This window comes from Pseudonocardia sp. KRD291, from assembly GCF_019263595.1.
GTDB lineage: Bacteria > Actinomycetota > Actinomycetes > Mycobacteriales > Pseudonocardiaceae > Pseudonocardia.
This window is the reverse complement of record NZ_JADQDD010000046.1, coordinates 1-16,289: the sequence shown is the minus strand read 5'-3', so window position 1 is coordinate 16,289 and position 16,289 is coordinate 1. Positions and strand designations below refer to the sequence as shown.

Sequence of the window (16,289 nt, the reverse complement as noted above, 5' to 3'; positions counted from 1 at the left end):
GAACCCGTCAGATCTGCGGAACTGGTGCGGTGAGCAGGAACCCGCGGTACTCGTCCGCGGCCACCGCCTCGCAGATGCGGCGGTACTTGCCGACGCCGCCCGCATAGGGCAGGAATCCTCGGGCCTTGCCCGGCACGTTGGCGCCCGAGTACCACGAGTCGGCCATCGGGTAGAAGGTCCGCTCGGCGGCCGCAGCGACCGTCTCGCCCCACTCGGCCTCGGCCCCGGGATCCGCCTCGACGGTGTCGATCCCGTGCTCGCGCAGGTGAGTGAGCAGCCCGGTGACCCAGTCGACGTGCTGCTCGATCGCCAGGAACATGTTGCACAAGACCGCGGGGCTGCCGGGGCCGGTCAGCGTGAACAGGTTGGGGAAGCCGGAGACCTGCAGGCCCAGATAGGTTCGGGCCCCCTCCGCCCACGCCTCGCGCAGCGTCCGCCCATTTCGGCCCCGCACGTCGATCCGCACGAACGATCCCGTCATCGCGTCGAACCCGGTGGCGAGGACGAGCAGGTCGAGGGGGCGCTCGGCGCCGTCGGCGGTCAGCACCCCCTCCGCGGACAGCCCGGTGATCGGCGCCTCGCGCACGTCGACGAGCCGGACATGCGATTGGTTGAAGGTGGCGTGGTAGCCGGTGTCGACGCAGATCCGCCTGCTCCCGATGGGGTGCCCGCGCGGGACGAGCAGCTCGGCGGTCTCCGGGTCGTCGACGGCGGCCCGGATCCGCTCCTCGACGAACTCCGCGGCCAGCCGGTTGGCCCGCAGGTCGCGCATGATGTCGTCGAACGCGCCGAGGAAGGCGAACCCGCCGCGCCGCCAGCGTTCCTCGAACCGCCGGCGGCGCGTCCGCTCGCCGACCGCGAGGGCGGACTCGCGGATGATCGGCACGGTGGATCCGGTGAAAGACCAGCGGGCCCGTTCGCGCAGTTCCTCGTAGTGATCCCGCACCTCTTGCACGTACGCGGCATCGAGGGGTTCGTTCGCGGCGGAGATGCTGTAGTTCGCGGTGCGTTGGAAGACCGTCAGCTCGGCGGCCCGTGCGGCGAGGTGCGGGACGACCTGGATGCCCGACGAACCGGTGCCGATGACCCCGACCCGCAGGCCCTCGACCTCGACGTCGTCGGGCCAGGACCCGGTGTGCACCACCCGCCCGCGAAACCGGTCCTGCCCGGGAAGCTCGGGCACCGCCGCTGCGGACAACACGCCGGTCGCCAGGACGAGGAACCGCGCATCGATCACCTCGCCGGTATCGGTGCGGATCCCCCACCGGCGGGCGTCCTCGACGTACTCGGCCGAGGTGACCGACGTGCCGAACGTGATGTCCGGGCACAGGTCGAACCGGTCCGCGACGTGCTCGGCGTAGGCCAGCATCTCCGGCTGGGTGGGGTAGCGCTGCGTCCACTCCCACTCCCGGACCAGCTCGGGTGAGAAGGAGTACGAGTACTCGAGGCTCTCGATGTCGCACCGCGCGCCGGGGTACCGGTTCCAGTACCAGGTGCCGCCGACGCCGTGACCTCGCTCGACCACCCGGACCGAGAAACCGCGGCCACGCAGGGCGTGCAGCGCATACATCCCGCCGAACCCGGCCCCGACGACGAGCACGTCGACCTCGTCGACCGAACCGGGAGCTACCCGGGCACCGTCACCCACACCTGAACTCTAGTGGACACGCTGTCAGAAGACTAGCGTTCGGCGCCCCGCCGGCTCACCCGCCGAGCAGCGCCGCGCGGGCAGCCTCGCGCCGCGGCGGGAGGTGGGCGCTCGGCCAGTCCCCCTCCGCAGCCCGGTAGCCGCGCAGCAGCTGCTTCGCGACGGTCACCTGGTGGACCTCGGTCGGCCCGTCCGCGAGCGCGAGCGACTGTGCGGTGAGGATCATGCCCATGAACGGCATCTCGTCGGTCACGCCCAGGGCGCCGTGCACCTGTACCGCGCGCTGCGCGACGTCGTGCAGAACCTTCGGCGTGAGCACCTTGATCGCGGCGATGTCCTTGCGGACCTTCTGGTAGTCGTTGTACCGCTCGATCTTCCAGGCCGTGTTGAGCACGAGCAGTCGGAACTGCTGAACCTGCAGGTAGGACTCGGCGAGGTGCATCTGCACCGCCTGCATGTCCCCGAGCACCCGGCCGCGGGTGCGCCGCGACAGCGCCCGCTCGCCCATCATGTCCAGCGCCTGCTGGGCCAGCCCGACCGTGCGCATCGCGTGGTGCACCCGGCCGCCGCCCAGCCTGGTCTGGGCGACGCCGAATGCGTCGCCCTCGTCCCCGAGTAGCGCATCGGCGGGAACCCGGACGTCCCGGTACTCGATCAGGGCGTGCGAACCCTCACCCTCCGGGTCGCCGAACAACGCCACGTTGCGGACGATGTCGATGCCCGGGGTGTCCGCGGGCACGAGGAACATCGACATCCGGTGGCGCAGGTTCGCCTCGGGGTTCGTGACCGCCATGACGATCAGGAACTCGGCCCAGCGCGCATTGGAGGAGAAGAACTTCGCCCCGTTGATCACCCAGTCGTCCCCGTCGCGGACGGCCCTGGTGGTGAACTCGCCGGGATCGGCTCCGGCCTGCGGCTCGGTCATCGAGAAGCAGGACACGATGTCGCCCTCGAGCAGTGGGTCGAGGTAGCGCGCCCTCTGCGCGGACGTCCCGTAGTGGGCGATGATCTCCGCGTTGCCGGTGTCCGGGGCCTGGGTCCCGAAGATCCGCGGCGCCCAGTGTGAGCGGCCGAGCACCTCGTTCAGCAGCGCGAGCTTGATCTGCCCGTAGCCCTCGCCGCCCAGCTCGGGGCCGAGGTGGCAGGCCCAGAGACCCTGTTGGCGGACCTCCTTCTTCATCGGGTCGATGATCGCGCGCTGCTCGGGCGTCATCGGCTTGTACACGTCGTGCGGCCAGAGCAGGTCGAGCTGCGACACCTTCGTGTCGACGAACTCGGCAGCCCAGTCGAGCTTGGCCTGGTAGTCGGGGTCGGTGCTGAAGTCCCACGCCATCGCGGGCTCCTCCTCGGATCTCGTCGGACTCGGGTCAGGGCTGGTTCACGGGATGCCGCCGTCGACCCTCAGCGTCGCGCCGGTGGTGTAGCTGGACGCGTCGGAGGCCAGGTACAGCGCGGCCCCGACGATCTCCGGGGGCTGTCCGGTGCGCTGCAGGGCGTGCGCCTTGGACGACTCAGCGACCGAGTCGAGGTCCCAGTGCTTGCTGACGTCGGTGAAGAACGGGCCGGACATCAGCGTGTTGACCCGGACCGTGGGCCCGAGGGTCTGGGCGAACCCGTCGGTGAGCGAGTTCAGGCCCGCCTTCGCCGCCGCGTACGGAATGATCCATTCCGACGAGCGGATCGATCCCGTGGAGCTGACGTTGATGATCGAACCGCGCCCCGCCGCGACCATCCGCTCCCCCACCAGCGCGCTGAGCCGGAAGGGCCCCTTCAGGTTCAGGTTGAGGACGGAGTCGAACAGCTTCTCGGTGACGTCGGTCAGGGTGTCGTAGGTCGGCGACATCCCGGCGTTGTTGATCAGGACGTCCACCTTGCCGAACCGGTCGTACGCGGCGTCGACGAGGCCGGGGATCTGGTCCCAGCGGCCCACGTGCACCCCGTAGGGCAGCGCGGCGCGGCCGGTGGTCTCCTCGACCTCCTTCGCCAGCGTCGCGCACGTCTCGACGTTGCGGCTCGCGATCACGACGTCCGCGCCGCACCGGGCCGAGGCGAGCACCATCTCACGCCCCAACCCGCGGCTGCCCCCGGTGACCAGTACGACCCGGTCGGTCAGGTCGAACAGCTCGTCGGCGTATCCCATGCTCAGCCCCCCTTCACCGGTGCGCCGGCCAACCGCGCCGCCGTGCCCAGCAGGTCGAGCACGATCTGCCCGAACGCCTCGACCTTCGGGTCGACCGGCTCGCCGCGGACGAACGCGGCATAGCTCTTCTCCAGCACCACGGCGAGCTTCCAGTTGGCCAGCACCAGGTAGTACTCGATGTCCTCCGTGGATCGGCCGCTGACCTGCTCGTAGTGCGCGAGCAGCTCGGAGCGCCGGGGCATTCCGGAGATGTCGATGTAGGAGATCGACGCCGGATCGGGTTCCTCGCCCGGCCAGCCGAGCAGCGCCCAGCCCAGGTCGAGCAGCGGGTCGCCGATCGTCGTCATCTCCCAGTCGATGATCGCCGCGAGCCGGGCGGGGGCGCCGGGGGCGTACATGACGTTGGCGAACTGGTAGTCGCCGTGCATGATTCCGGGACTCCACGTGGCGGGCCGGTGCTCGCGCAGCCAGGCCGCGGCCTCGTCGAGACCGGGGAGCTCGCGGAACCGGTAGTCGCCGAGGAAGGCCAGCCAACGGTCCACCTGCCGTTCGTGGAAGTTCTCGGGCCGGCCGAAGCCATCCAGGCCCCGCGCCTTCCAGTCGACGCGCGCAAGCCGCGCGATCCCGTCGACCAGCTGGAACGCCAGGCCGCGGCGGGCCTCGACATCGGTGTCGAACGGGGCGGGCCAGGTCCGGCCGTCCGCCGGGCACCAGCCGTCGACCGCGGCCATGAGGTAGAACGGCATGCCGAGCACCTCGCCGGTGTCCTCGCCTCCGTGCAGCTCGGCGTGCGGCACGTCCGTCCCCTTCAGAGCCCGGACCAGGCGCAGCTCGCGGCGCAGGCCATCGACCCGGGAGTCGACCGCGTGGGCCGGGGGCATCCGCAACACCGACGCGACACCACCGCGTTGCACCCGGTACAGCTCGTTCTGTGAACCGCCGGAGAGCCGTTCCAGGACCGGCCGCTCCCCCGCACCGGGCAGGCCCTCGGCATCCATCCAGCGGGCCAGCGCGTCGGTGTCGAGCCCCGCGCCAGCCGTGGTCCCGGCGGTCACCCCTGCACCCACCGGGGCCGCGTTACGCTCTCGGACATGGTCGTCTCCTGCCGTTCAGAATCACGTTTCGCTGAGCATAGAATAGAATTCTGATCAGGACTACCCCCGCGTGTACGCATGCCCGCCCGGGCCGGTCAGAATGCGGGACATGGAATGGCAGGACGTGCCGGGCTCGGTCCGGGCCGCGGTCGAGCGGGGCACGGCCCGCCAGCAGCGCGATGCCCTCGGCGAGGTGGAGCTGATCCTCGATGCCGCGTTGCGGGTCGCGGAGCGGGTGGCGCCGGCCGAGCCGAAGGTGGTCGACATCGTGGCCGAGGCCGGGACCTCGAACCAGACCTTCTACCGGTACTTCGCCGGCAAGCCCGACCTACTGCTGGCGGTCGTCGAGCGCGGGCTCGTGCGCGTGGCGAGCTACCTCGCCCACCAGATGGCCAAGCACGAGGACCCCGGTGAGCAGCTCGTCGCCTGGGTGGACGGCCTTCTCATCCAGCTCGTCCGGGCCGACGCGGCCCGCCAGGGCAGCGCGGTGATGCGCCAGATGGCTCTCACCGAGCGGATGCGCGAACCCTCAGGACTCCGCCTGCTGGACCGCCTCGGTCGGCTGCTGACGGCATCGCTCGCAGCGCTCGGCCGGCCGGACCCGGACCGCGATGCGCAGCTGCTGCAGGAGACCGTCATGGGCGTGCTGCAACGTCACGTCGTGTTCGGCACGACACCCGACGCCGCCGAACGGGACCATCTCGTGGACTTCTGCCTCGGAGCTGTCGGGGCCGCCGTCCCGGCTCCTCGAAGCTGATCCCGCGACACTGCCCCGGGCCCAGCTCGTCACGCTCGTCGCTCCGCTGCTGAGGACGGCTGTCGGCCGGCCCGTTGACCGCGAGGCGTTCCCGAACTAGCTTCCGTGATGTGCAGAATCACGTTCTGGGCACGGTGGCCCCGTGATCGCGATGCGGTGCGTCCGGTACGGGCCGCCCGAACTGCTCGAGTTCGGACGGCTCCCGGATCCCGAGCCGGGGCCCGGGGAGGTCCTCGTCGAAGTCCATGCCGCCGCAGTGAACTTCCCCGACGTGCTCTTCGTCGCGGACGGCTACCAGGTCAGCGTGCCGACCCCGTTCACGCCCGGCAGCGAGTTCGCCGGCGTGGTGCTCACCGCAGGCGCGGGGGCCGACGCTCCCCGGCCGGGCGACCGGGTCCGCGGACAGGTCATGACCGGGGCGTTCGCCGAACGGATCGCCGTCCCCGCGGACGCCCTGACCGTCGCCCCGCCGGATGGCGACCTCGGCCTCGCCGCGGCGGGCGGCGTCACCTTCGCGACCGCCTACTCGGCCCTGCGCACGACGGCCGAGCTGGCGCCCGGCGAGTGGCTGGCCGTAACCGGCGCGGCGGGCGGAGTGGGCTCGGCCGCGGTCGTCCTCGGCCGGGCGCTCGGCGCCAGGGTCCTCGCGGTCGCCTCGACCCGGGAGAAGGCGGCGTTCTGCCGCGACCTCGGGGCGAACGCCGTGCTCGCGCTCGAGGACCACCCCGACCCGCCGGCCGTCCGGGAACGGATCCGCGAACTCTGCGGCGGCCCGGACGTCGTGCTGGACCAGGTGGGCGGTGACCTCGCCGAGGTCATGCTGCGTGCGATGCGCCGGCGCGGCCGGTTCGTCGCGGTCGGTTTCGCCTCCGGCGCAATCCCCCGGATCCCGCTGAACCTGCTGCTGCTCAAGGACGTGCAGGTCCGCGGGTTCGAGATCCGTGGGTTCGCCGAGCACGAGGCCACCACGTACGCCCGCGACACCACCGAGCTGGCGGCCCTGCGGGACAAGGGAATCGGGCCGGTCGTCTCCGCGCGGCTACCGCTCGAGCGCGCTGCCGAGGCGCTGCGCCTGGTCGCGGACCGGCGGGCGACCGGCAAGATCGTCTTGACCACCGCAGCCGGGCGGGCGGCAGAATGAGGGACCTGTTCGATCTCTCCGGACGGGTCGCCCTGGTCACCGGCGCGAGCCGGGGCATCGGGCGGGAGTCCGCGCTACGGCTCGCGGACCGGGGCGCCGCGGTCGCGGTCGCGGGCAACGAACCGGCCGGATGCGCCGCGGTCGCCGCCGAGATCCGGGCCGCCGGGGGCAGGTCGGTCGCGCTGCCCTGCGACGTCGCGGTCGCGGCCGAGGTCGACGCCGTGGTCCCGGCCGTCGCCGCCGAGCTCGGCGCGCTCGACGTGCTCGTGTCCAACGTAGGTCTCACCCCACCGCCGGGCCCGCTGACCGACGTCGACGACGCCACCTGTGAGCGGATCATGACCGTCAACCTCACGAGCGGGCTGCGCCTGGCCCGGCACGCCCTGCCGCACCTGGCCGAGCGCGGCGGGACTGCGGTCCTCACCGCCAGCATCGCCGCCCTGCGCGGCAGCTCCGCGGTGGGCCTCTACTCCGTGACCAAGGCTGCCCTGGTCGCCCTCGCCCGCAACCTCGCCGTCGAGTGGGGTCCGCGCGGGGTCCGGGTCAACGCCGTGGCCCCCGGCCTTATCACCACCGACATGACCGTCCCCGTCGTCGCCGACCCCGCCCGCGCGGCGGGCCGCATCGCGGCCACCCCGCTGCGCCGGGTCGGCACACCCACCGACGTTGCCGGGGCGGTCGTGTTCCTCGCCTCGCCCGCGGCCGCGTTCGTCACCGGCCACGTGCTGGTCGTCGACGGCGGCACCACCATCACCGACGGCACCTGAGGAGCCCTCCAGTGAAGTTCACCGTGGAGTACCCCATCGAGCGGGGCGTCGAGTACTCGACTGATCTCCTGCGCCCCGACGTTCTCACCTCGATCGCCCGCACCGCGGAGGAGGCGGGGTTCGACGCGATCGGGTTCAGCGAGCACCCCGCCCCCTCCCGCAAGTGGAAGGAGTCCGGCGGGCACGACACGTTCGACCCGCTGGCCGCGCTGACCTACTGCGCAGCAGTCACCACCCGGCTACGGCTCATGCCGCACCTGCTCGTGCTGCCCTACCACAACCCGCCGATGCTGGCGAAGACGCTGTCCACGGTGGACATCCTGTCGGGCGGACGGCTGACGGTGGCCGCCGGCACCGGGTACCTGCGCTCCGAGTTCGCCGCCGTGGGAAGCGACTTCGAGCAGCGCAACGCCCTCTTCGACGAGGCAGTGGCCACGGTGCGGGAGGCCTGGAGCGGCGAGCCCTACCACGTCGAGGGCACCCGGTTCCTCGCCGTGGACCAGGTCTTGCGGCCCCGGCCGGTGCAGCGCAGGCTGCCGATCTGGCTGGGCGGAAACAGCCCGCTGACCCGCAGACGGGTGGTGCGCTACGGCGACGGCTGGTCGCCGATGCTCACCTCCGGCCGCTCCGCCTCGTCGCTGCGGACCTCCGAGATCGAGTCGATCGAGGAGCTCGGCGATGCCGTCACCGAGCTGCGCGCGCGATTCGCCGAGGCCGACCGTGACCCCGCGACGCTGCAGGTGCAGCTCGAGGGGCCGGCCCCCGCCGAGGCGGGCGGGCTTCCCAACCCGGCGGCACACCTCGACGAGCTCGATCGGTACACGAAGGCCGGGGTCACCTCGGTGTTCGTGCATATCCCGCTCGACGGGGCCGACGCGGCCCTCGACGCCCTGCGCGCGTACGGCGAGCAGGTCATCGCCCCCACCCGGGCCGCGGGCCGATGAGATCGACACCGGCACCGGCACCCGCACCGGCCCCACGAGAGGACATGGCATGACCGGATCGCTGCCCGGAGTTCGTGTACTTGTCACCGGAGGCGCCAGCGGGATGGGCGCGGGCGTGGTCGCCGCCTTCGTCCGCGAAGGCGGCGCGGTGGTCTCCTGCGACGTCGCCGACGACGCCGGGACCGAGATCGCCGCCAAGGCCGCGGCCGCCGGGCCGGGCACCGCCGAGTTCGTCCACGCCGACGTGACCGACCAGGAGTCCGTCGACACCGCGTTCGACCGGGCCGCCGAGCTGCTCGGCGGGCTCGACGTGCTCGTGCACGCCGCGGGGATCGCACCCGGCACGCCGGCCGAGCAGATCCCGCTGGCCGAGTGGCAGAAGGTCATGGCGATCAATGCCACCGGCACGTTCCTGACCAACCAGGCGGCCTACCGCCACCTGCACGCCACGGGCGGGCGGATCCTCAACTTCGCCTCCGCCGCCGGGGTCATCGGGCTGCGCAACAAGGCCCACTACTCCGCCAGCAAGGGCGCCGTACTCGCGTGGACCCGCACCGTCGCGCAGGAGTGGGGACACACCGGGATCACGGTGAACTGCATCGCCCCGGCCATCTCCACCCCGATGTACGCCACCACTCGGGCGTCGATGACGCCCGAGCAGCTCGCCGCGCACGACACCCACATGGCCGCTCAGATGCCGATCGACGGCCGACTGGGCGACGTCGACCGGGACCTGGTGCCGCTCATGGTCTTCCTGGCCGGGCCGGGGTCGCGGTTCATCACCGGGCAGATCTTCGCCGTCGACGGCGGCGCGATGATGGTGCGCTGAAGGTGGCGCTCGGAACACAGGGGTGGCCAGAATGGGCCGAGCCCGGCGGGCGACGCTCCTGTGAGTTGTCCAGTGGTTCGGGGACGTGATTGTGAGTGTGGTCGGGCCGCACGCCGATGGCTCGCCACCCGGCGTCGAGACGGGTCGGCGCGGTGCCCTGCGGTGGCCCGCCCACGGGTGAGAGTGACGTGAGGGTCGTCGGCCGTGGCCGGGACGACCGTGGTGTCACGCTCACCCGTGATCGTCGGGCCGGACGCGTCACGGTGAACAGCCGTATCGCGCCAGAACCGACGTCCGGGCTCGTGCGACCCGACCGAGGGCCGGTCGGTCGTGACGAGGTGGGGCGGGTGGAGCTGTCGCACCATGGCTCGCTCGGCCGCGTTCGGCCCGGACAGTCGATCGAGCGCCACATGATGGTGCGGGAACCGGCAGAAGGTGACGCTCGACGGGCCTCGACGGCGGGCCGAGCCCGGCGGTCACGAAATGGTCGTTGAGCCCGCCACAACGTGACACTCGAGGCTCCCTCCTCGAGGACACGGAGCCAGGCCGGAGCAGGTGAGCGTCACGAAGTGGCGGACGGGACCGCTAGAACGTGACTCCAGCGTCGACATTCGCTCCGCAGGCTCCGCTCAGGTGCCGATGTTCGCTCCGCAGGCTCCGCTCAGGTGCCGATGTTCGCTCCGCAGGCTCCGCTCAGGCGGACTCGACCATGTCCGCCGTCCGGGACCGGCGGCGGCCCAGCACCAGGGCGGCCACCGCGATCAACGCCCATGCCGCGAAGGTGCCGATCGCGATGGCCTGGTAGCCGAGCGAGGCGAGCACCGCGGCGATCGTGAACGGAGCGAGCACGTTGGTGAGCCGGCCGGTCGAGAAGGCCACGCTGCTCCCCCGGGCCCGTAGGTCCGTCGGGAACTCCTCGGCCATGTAGGCGTTGATCAGCGGAGACGCGCCGCCGGCGAAGAAGAAGATGGCGAAGCCGGCCGTGATCAGCAGCGCAATGTTGGTGGCGTAGCCGAAGCACAGCGCCGCCACCGCGGCGATCAAGGTGAACGCCACCAGCCCGGCCCGACGAGGCAGCCTGTCCGCGATGAAGATCGCGACGATCGAGCCCGCCAGCGAGCCGAGCACGATCAGCGAGGTGAACGAGAGCGCCTCGGCCTGGGTGAAGCCGCGGAACACCAGGATGGTGGGGGTCCAGGTTGAGGTCACCTGCTGCACCGCCGAATAGCAGATCCACACGATCATCAGCATCACCGTGCTGCGCAGCAACGATCCGCGAAACAGCCGGGAGAAGGGCAGCGACCGGGGCTCGGCCGCGGGCACCGTCGGCTCCTCCGGCTCGGGCAGGGCACCCCGCTTGGCCGCGGTCTCCTCCTCGATCCGGGTCAGCACGGCCTCGGCCTGGTCTGCCCGCCCGCGGGCGAGCAGCCAGCGCGGCGACTCGGGGAGCTTGCGGCAGGCCGGGACGGCGAGCAGGCCGAGGATCCCGACGAGGTAGACGATCCGCCAGCCGTGGTCGCCGAGCGGGACGACGGCCCGGGCGACGACGGTGAGCAGGACCGAGCCGACGGTGCCGACCGCGACGCCGACGGCGAGCGAGAGTCCGCGCCTGCGGGCAGGGAAGAGCTCGCTGAGGTAGACCACGATGCCGATGTAGGTCGCACCGAGGCCGATCCCGGTCAGGAACCGCAGCAGCACGAGCACGGTGATGTTCGGCGAGCAGGCGGCCAGCGCGGAGAACACCGCCATCGCAGCCATGCCCCAGACCAAGGTGGAGCGGCGACCATACCGATCCCCCAACTGCCCGGCGATCAGCGACCCGACGAGCAGGCCCAGGTACATCGCCGAGACCGCGAAGGCGACCCCGGTCAGCGAGGTGTTCAGGTGAGTCGTCAGGGAGGCGGCGACCAGGCCCGTCGCGGTCTGGTCGCCGATCTCGAACACGAAGGCGACGACCGCGACCAGCAGCACCCGGCGGTGGAAAGGACCGGTCGGCAGGCGGTCGAGCCGTGCCCCGGCCCTGCCGATCGTGAGCGTCCGCGGCTCGGACGACTCGAGAGATGACGACATCGGCATGCCCATCGTGTCGGTGGAACACCGGACGGCCCACCGGCCCGGCCGCTTGGGCCGGGTCCGGGGGTCCGGTGGACGCCCGCGGTGGGAACCCGATGTCCATCACTGCGAAACGTGATTCTGAAGCTGGCAGGCCGACTCGGGCATGTCAAGGGTCACGCAGAGAGACCTGACAGCAACGCCATTCCTAAGGTGCACGTGACCAGGCATGAACGACTCCGAGGCATCGTCATCTGACATTGACACTGCCCAGCCCAGCAGAAGGGCCCGTCACCCCGAGGAGTGACGGGCCCGGTCAGCGGGTGCACCCGCGCCTCACCATGTGGTGTTGCGGCGCGCGGTTCCCCGGTAGCCGAAGAACTTCTCGAAGTTCTCGTCGTTGATCGGCTGAGCGGCGTTGCGGGCCTGCCCCTCCTGCAGGTCCGCGAGCCGCCGTTCAGCTGCCGCAACCCCAACCTCGTCGAGCGGGGTCTCCAGCCGGAGCTTCTCGATCCGCTTGCGCATGTCCCGGATCTCGATCTCCAGCCGTGCCCCCGCCTCACCGAAGGTCAGCAGGTCGTGGTCGTCGTCGTCGGGCCGCTCGACGGCAGCCTCGTCGCGTGCGTCGGTCATGTCCGTTCCTCCCAGCACTGGTGGACGCCTCGGGACAGCATATACAGTCGAGTGCACACTGCGTCAGAAAGAATGTCTCGGAGGCAAGGATGCCACTGCAGGAACACCACCAGATCGTCTCGGTGGACGACCACCTCATCGAGCACCCGCGGGTGTGGCAGGACCGCATCCCCCAGCGGTACCTCGCCGAGGCGCCGCGGATCGTCGAGCTCGACGGCAAGCACATCTGGCACTACGAGGACAGGCAGTTCCCGACCATCGGCCTCAACGCCGTCGCCGGCAAGCCGGTGGAGGAATGGGGCATGGACCCCGTCCGGTACGAGGACATGATCCCGGGCTGCTACGACCCCGCGGCCCGGGTCAAGGACATGGACCTGGACGGCGTGCAGGCCGCGCTGTGCTTCCCGTCGTTCCCCGGGTTCGCCGGCGGCACGTTCTTCCGCGCCCGGGACAAGGACCTCGCGCTGCTCTGCGTGCAGGCGTGGAACGACTTCTACATCGACGAATGGTGCGCCACCGCCCCGGATCGATTCCTCCCGCTGGCGATCCTCCCGGTCTGGGACGTCGAGGCCTCGGCCGCCGAGGCCCGGCGCACGGCGGCGAAGGGGGCGCGCACGATCTCCTTCCCGGACAGTCCCGTGCCGCTGGGTCTGCCGTCGTTCCACACCCGGCACTGGGACCCGCTGTGGCAGGCGTGCTCCGAGACCGGCATGCCGGTGTCGCTGCACTTCGGGTCCGGTTCGTTCGTGCCCGGCTTCTCGTTCTCGGGCAAGGCCCCCGGTCTCGACATGGCCACCGACAACGTGCCGTTCGCCGTGGCCACGGCCCTGTTCTCGTCGAACCTCATGTGGAGCACCGTCGACCTGCTGCTCTCCGGGGCACTGCAACGGTTCCCGGACCTGCAGATCTCCCTGGCCGAGGGCGGCATCGGCTGGGTGCCCTACATCCTCGAGCGCACGGACTACACCTGGGAACGGCACCGTTGGTACCAGGACATGGACAAGGAGACCCGGCCGTCGGACCTGTTCCGGCAGCACTTCTGGGGGTGCTTCATCGACGACGAGCACGGTCTGGCCAACCGGCATGCGATCGGTGTCGACCGGATCATGCTGGAGATCGACTACCCGCACTCCGACTCCAACTGGCCGAACAGCCGCAAGCGGGCCAGTGAGGTGCTCGCGACCGTCCCGGACGAGGAGGTCGAGATGATCGTCGAGACCAACGCCCGGCGGATGCTGAACTACCCGCGACCCGCCTGACCTGGACGCGGTCGTCAGAATCGGCGGCCCGTGGCCCGCACCCGGCTCCCGGGTGCGGGCCACGTCGATGATCCGCGTCGACTGCGTGGGCCGGATGGACTTCGTCTACGCCGAATCCGCGCGCCGTTCACCCGGCCCGCGGCCGCAGTGTGCCCTCCTGAGCCACGGTGGCGAGGAGCCGGCCCGCGGGATCGCGCATCCGGCCGTGGCAGACGGCGCGCCCGTCGCCGGCCCACTCCGACTCCATCGCGTGGTCGAGCCAGTCGTCGGCTCGGGGCGCGCGGTGAAACCACAGCGTATGGTCCAGGCTCACCGCCCGGGCGCGCGGATCGCCCATGACCATTCCGTGCGGCAGCAGCGCCGTCGAGAGCAGCAGCAGATCCGAGGCGTAGGCCAGCGCCGCGGCGTGCACCAGCGGATCCGCGGGCAGCGGATCCGCGGCCCGCACCAGCACCCGCTGGTGCGGCGGGGGCCGCTCGCCGCGGACCACCGCGTCCCGGGGCGGCGGCTCGGGGAAGGCCACCTCGAGCGGCAGCACCGCCCGCAGCGCCGCGACCCAGCTCAGCGTCTCCTCCGACGCTTCGGCGAGGCCGCCCCGCAGGTCGGGCGCCGAGACCCCGCGACTCGGGGCCCCGCGGTGCGCGAGTCGCGATGTCCCCGGCTCGACCGCCTCGTGACCGAGCCCGGGACGGACGCCGGCGAAGGAGGCCAGCACTGTCACCAGCTCGCGGCCGTGCTGGCGGACCGACACCCGACGGACGGTGCGCCCCACGCCCCCGCGCACCGGCTCGACCATGAGGTCGAGGACACTCGCCGGGTCGCCCGGCTCGAGGAAATGGGCGTGCAGGGAGTGCGGGCCCTGGTCCGACGGGACGTCGCGGCCGGCCGCGACCAGGGCCTGGGCCACGAACTGGCCGCCGAACACCTGCGGCGTCGACGGCTGCGGCGACCTCGCGCGGAAGGCCCGCGGGCCCGTCCGCGCGAGGTCGAGCAGCTCGGCCAGCGTCGTTCCCACGGGCTGGGTTCAGCGCGCCGGGCGCGGGTGCCGCACGCCGAAGGTCATCTCCCGCATGCTCCCGATCGGGGGCACGTCCTGGCCCAACCACGACGGGGTCGCTGTGTGGCCCTCCTCCGGGCGGGCCCACTCGATCTCGCCCCAGTCGGCGCGGGAGAGCGGGTCGGCCGCCGCGTCCCCCGCCTCCGCGCGCGCGGCCTGATATGCCTGGTTGAACAGCTTCATCTCGGCGATCGTCCACCAGTCGTCCTCCGACGACCAGCGCCCGTCACCGGCGTAGGTGATGACCTGCAGCGAGGGGAACTCCAGCGGCGGGCGGCCCGCCACCGGGTTGTCAGCCCGGTTGAGCACCTTGTAGACGATCCGGCCGCCGTCGATGACGTGCCACAGCAGCGGCGAGTACACATGCGCGGCGAAGGACATGGTGCCCTCCAAGAACCGCTGGATCTCCGACGGGCCGTGGAAGGTGCCCCAGAAGTGGTCGTTGTAGGTCGCGTCCTCGGTGAACAGCTGCGACCAGGCCTTCCAGTCCTCGTTCACCGGGCCCGTGCGGAAGTAATGCCTGAAGGCCTCCTCGACCTCGTCGCGTCCGGCGTCGACCGGTGTCACTGTGCTCATCGCGTGTGCTCCTCTCCGGACCGGGTCCCGGCCCGATGTCTCCTGCGTGGTCTCACACGTCCTCCCGCATGCCGGTGGCGCCGCGGCGCCGCCTGCCCAGCAGCAGGACCGACCCGCCCAGCAGCAGCCAGGCTCCGAAACTGGCCCAGGCGATCGCCTGGTGGCCCAGCGCGCCCAGCAGCAGCGCGATCGTGAAGGGGGCGGCCACGTTGGTCAGCCGGCCCGCCGAGAATGCGATGCCGCTCCCCCGTGCACGCGCCTCGGTCGGGAACTCCTCCGCCATGTAGGTGTTGAGTACCGGCGAGGTGATCCCGGCGAAGAAGAAGACCGCGCCGCCGGCGAGCAGGAGGAGCAGGTGGTCGGTCGCCAGCCCGAACGCGAGCGCGGCGAGCGCCCCGATCAGGCCGATCCCGATCAGCATCGCCCGGCGCGGGAACCGGTCGGCGACCACGATGGCCACCAGCGACCCCACGAGCGACCCGAGCGTGAGGTTGGCGGCGGTCGAGAGCGCGGAGGCCGCGTCGAACCCGCGGGCGCCGAGGATCGTCGGCGTCCAGGTGGTGGTCACCTGCATCGTTGCCGAGTAGCAGATCCAGCAGATCATCAGCATCAGCGTGGTGGCTGCGAGCCGGCCGCGGAACAGTGCGGCGAAGGGCAGCTCGCGGACCCGGGCAGGCCCGGCACCAGCCCCGTGCACGAGCTCGGGCACGACCGGCTCCGGTAGCGGGCCGCGGCGGGCCGCGGTGCTCTCCTCGATGCCGCGCAGGGCCTGCTCGGCCTCCTCGGTGCGGCCCTTGGCGACCAGCCACCGGGGCGACTCGGGCAGCCGCCGGCAAGCGGGCACCACCAGCAGGCCGAGCAGGCCGAGCGCGAAGATGATCCGCCAGCCGTGCTCCCCCATCGGGACCACGACGCCGGCCAAGTGGGTCAGCCCGACGGTGGCCAGAGTGCCGACCGAGACCGCCACCGCGAGGGCGAGCGCCCGCCTGCGGTGCGGGAACACCTCGCTCAGGTAGACCACCACCCCGACGTACGCCGCGCCGAGGAACACGCCGGTGAGCAGGCGCAACAGGACCAGCACCGTGATGTTCGGCGAGAGCGCGGCGAGCGCGGAGAACAGCGCCATGCCGGCCATGCCCCAGATCAGCGGGGTGCGCCTGCCCAGACGGTCACCGAGCTGGCCGGCGGCCACGGCACCGGCCAGCAGACCGAGATACATGGCGGAGACCGCGAAGGCGACCCCCTGCAGGCCCACGCCGAGGTGCTCGCGCAGGGCGGAGGCGGCCATCCCGACGGCGCCCTGGTCACCGACCTCGAAGACGAAGGTCAGGCCGGCCAGGAGCATGACGCGGCGGTGGAAGGGACCGCTGGGCAGACGGTCGAGTCGGGCAC

At 71.7% G+C, this 16,289-nt stretch carries 15 protein-coding genes; 6 read left to right on the top strand and 9 right to left on the bottom strand.

Annotated elements, in window-relative coordinates:
- Window positions 1-7 precede the first annotated feature (7 nt).
- The 4 genes from I4I78_RS09385 to I4I78_RS09370 are packed head-to-tail and all read right to left on the bottom strand — an operon-like array spanning window position 8 to window position 4,843.
- Complete coding sequence (locus I4I78_RS09385; protein WP_308251989.1) at window positions 8-1,648, bottom strand: NAD(P)/FAD-dependent oxidoreductase; 1,641 nt, start codon at window positions 1,646-1,648, stop codon at window positions 8-10.
- 55 nt (window positions 1,649-1,703) lie between these two features.
- On the bottom strand, window positions 1,704-2,981 hold the full coding sequence (locus tag I4I78_RS09380; RefSeq protein ID WP_218610856.1) for an acyl-CoA dehydrogenase family protein: 1,278 nt from the start codon (window positions 2,979-2,981) through the stop codon (window positions 1,704-1,706).
- Between the two features lie 45 nt (window positions 2,982-3,026).
- Window positions 3,027-3,788, bottom strand: a complete 762-nt coding sequence (locus tag I4I78_RS09375; RefSeq protein ID WP_218610855.1) for an SDR family NAD(P)-dependent oxidoreductase — start codon at window positions 3,786-3,788, stop codon at window positions 3,027-3,029.
- Between the two features lie 2 nt (window positions 3,789-3,790).
- Window positions 3,791-4,843, bottom strand: a complete 1,053-nt coding sequence (locus I4I78_RS09370) for a phosphotransferase family protein (protein WP_218610854.1) — start codon at window positions 4,841-4,843, stop codon at window positions 3,791-3,793.
- Between the two features lie 148 nt (window positions 4,844-4,991).
- Here I4I78_RS09370 and I4I78_RS09365 point away from each other — a divergent pair, with 148 nt between their 5' ends.
- From I4I78_RS09365 to I4I78_RS09345, 5 genes are all read left to right on the top strand, one after another.
- On the top strand, window positions 4,992-5,639 hold the full coding sequence (locus tag I4I78_RS09365) for a TetR/AcrR family transcriptional regulator (RefSeq protein ID WP_218610853.1): 648 nt from the start codon (window positions 4,992-4,994) through the stop codon (window positions 5,637-5,639).
- Window positions 5,640-5,790: 151 nt separating this feature from the next.
- Window positions 5,791-6,780 carry an NADPH:quinone oxidoreductase family protein gene (locus I4I78_RS09360; RefSeq protein ID WP_226379391.1) on the top strand — a complete coding sequence of 330 codons (990 nt, stop codon included), beginning with the start codon at window positions 5,791-5,793 and terminating at the stop codon, window positions 6,778-6,780.
- Window positions 6,777-7,547, top strand: a complete 771-nt coding sequence (locus tag I4I78_RS09355; protein WP_218610851.1) for an SDR family NAD(P)-dependent oxidoreductase — start codon at window positions 6,777-6,779, stop codon at window positions 7,545-7,547. Before I4I78_RS09360 ends, I4I78_RS09355 begins: the two co-directional genes overlap by 4 nt.
- 11 nt (window positions 7,548-7,558) lie before the next feature.
- Complete coding sequence (locus I4I78_RS09350) at window positions 7,559-8,491, top strand: LLM class F420-dependent oxidoreductase (RefSeq protein ID WP_218610850.1); 933 nt, start codon at window positions 7,559-7,561, stop codon at window positions 8,489-8,491.
- Between the two features lie 49 nt (window positions 8,492-8,540).
- Complete coding sequence (locus I4I78_RS09345) at window positions 8,541-9,320, top strand: SDR family NAD(P)-dependent oxidoreductase (protein WP_218610849.1); 780 nt, start codon at window positions 8,541-8,543, stop codon at window positions 9,318-9,320.
- A gap of 693 nt (window positions 9,321-10,013) precedes the next feature.
- Here the strand turns inward: I4I78_RS09345 and I4I78_RS09340 are convergent.
- Together I4I78_RS09340 and I4I78_RS09335 are read right to left on the bottom strand one after the other, a co-directional pair.
- Window positions 10,014-11,390, bottom strand: a complete 1,377-nt coding sequence (locus tag I4I78_RS09340) for an MFS transporter (RefSeq protein WP_218610848.1) — start codon at window positions 11,388-11,390, stop codon at window positions 10,014-10,016.
- A 318-nt stretch (window positions 11,391-11,708) separates the two neighbouring features.
- The gene (locus I4I78_RS09335; protein ID WP_218610847.1) at window positions 11,709-12,005 is read right to left on the bottom strand and encodes a hypothetical protein; all 297 of its coding nucleotides are present in this window, start codon (window positions 12,003-12,005) and stop codon (window positions 11,709-11,711) included.
- 89 nt (window positions 12,006-12,094) lie between these two features.
- On the opposite strand from I4I78_RS09335, the gene I4I78_RS09330 reads away from it, so the two are divergent.
- Window positions 12,095-13,264, top strand: a complete 1,170-nt coding sequence (locus I4I78_RS09330) for an amidohydrolase family protein (RefSeq protein ID WP_218610846.1) — start codon at window positions 12,095-12,097, stop codon at window positions 13,262-13,264.
- A gap of 127 nt (window positions 13,265-13,391) precedes the next feature.
- Here I4I78_RS09330 and I4I78_RS09325 read toward each other — a convergent pair whose 3' ends face one another.
- The 3 genes from I4I78_RS09325 to I4I78_RS09315 all read right to left on the bottom strand — a co-directional run.
- On the bottom strand, window positions 13,392-14,279 hold the full coding sequence (locus tag I4I78_RS09325) for an acyl-CoA thioesterase II (protein WP_218610845.1): 888 nt from the start codon (window positions 14,277-14,279) through the stop codon (window positions 13,392-13,394).
- A gap of 9 nt (window positions 14,280-14,288) precedes the next feature.
- Window positions 14,289-14,897 (bottom strand): nuclear transport factor 2 family protein, encoded by a 609-nt coding sequence (locus I4I78_RS09320; RefSeq protein ID WP_218610844.1) that lies wholly within the window; start codon window positions 14,895-14,897, stop codon window positions 14,289-14,291.
- 52 nt (window positions 14,898-14,949) lie between these two features.
- The coding region (locus I4I78_RS09315) for an MFS transporter (RefSeq protein ID WP_218610843.1) at window positions 14,950-16,289 on the bottom strand (1,340 nt) is incomplete at its 5' end.

What these genes read in the sequence shown, in the direction of transcription:
- I4I78_RS09345 (WP_218610849.1), top strand. Translation starts at nt 8,541, where the DNA reads ATGACCGGATCGCTGCCCGGAGTTCGTGTACTTGTCACCGGAGGCGCC.
- I4I78_RS09355 (WP_218610851.1), top strand. Translation starts at nt 6,777, where the DNA reads ATGAGGGACCTGTTCGATCTCTCCGGACGGGTCGCCCTGGTCACCGGC.
- I4I78_RS09340 (WP_218610848.1), bottom strand. Translation starts at nt 11,390, where the DNA reads ATGTCGTCATCTCTCGAGTCGTCCGAGCCGCGGACGCTCACGATCGGC.
- I4I78_RS09330 (WP_218610846.1), top strand. Translation starts at nt 12,095, where the DNA reads ATGCCACTGCAGGAACACCACCAGATCGTCTCGGTGGACGACCACCTC.
- I4I78_RS09380 (WP_218610856.1), bottom strand. Translation starts at nt 2,981, where the DNA reads ATGGCGTGGGACTTCAGCACCGACCCCGACTACCAGGCCAAGCTCGAC.
- I4I78_RS09360 (WP_226379391.1), top strand. Translation starts at nt 5,791, where the DNA reads ATGCGGTGCGTCCGGTACGGGCCGCCCGAACTGCTCGAGTTCGGACGG.
- I4I78_RS09375 (WP_218610855.1), bottom strand. Translation starts at nt 3,788, where the DNA reads ATGGGATACGCCGACGAGCTGTTCGACCTGACCGACCGGGTCGTACTG.
- I4I78_RS09335 (WP_218610847.1), bottom strand. Translation starts at nt 12,005, where the DNA reads ATGACCGACGCACGCGACGAGGCTGCCGTCGAGCGGCCCGACGACGAC.
- I4I78_RS09320 (WP_218610844.1), bottom strand. Translation starts at nt 14,897, where the DNA reads ATGAGCACAGTGACACCGGTCGACGCCGGACGCGACGAGGTCGAGGAG.
- I4I78_RS09365 (WP_218610853.1), top strand. Translation starts at nt 4,992, where the DNA reads ATGGAATGGCAGGACGTGCCGGGCTCGGTCCGGGCCGCGGTCGAGCGG.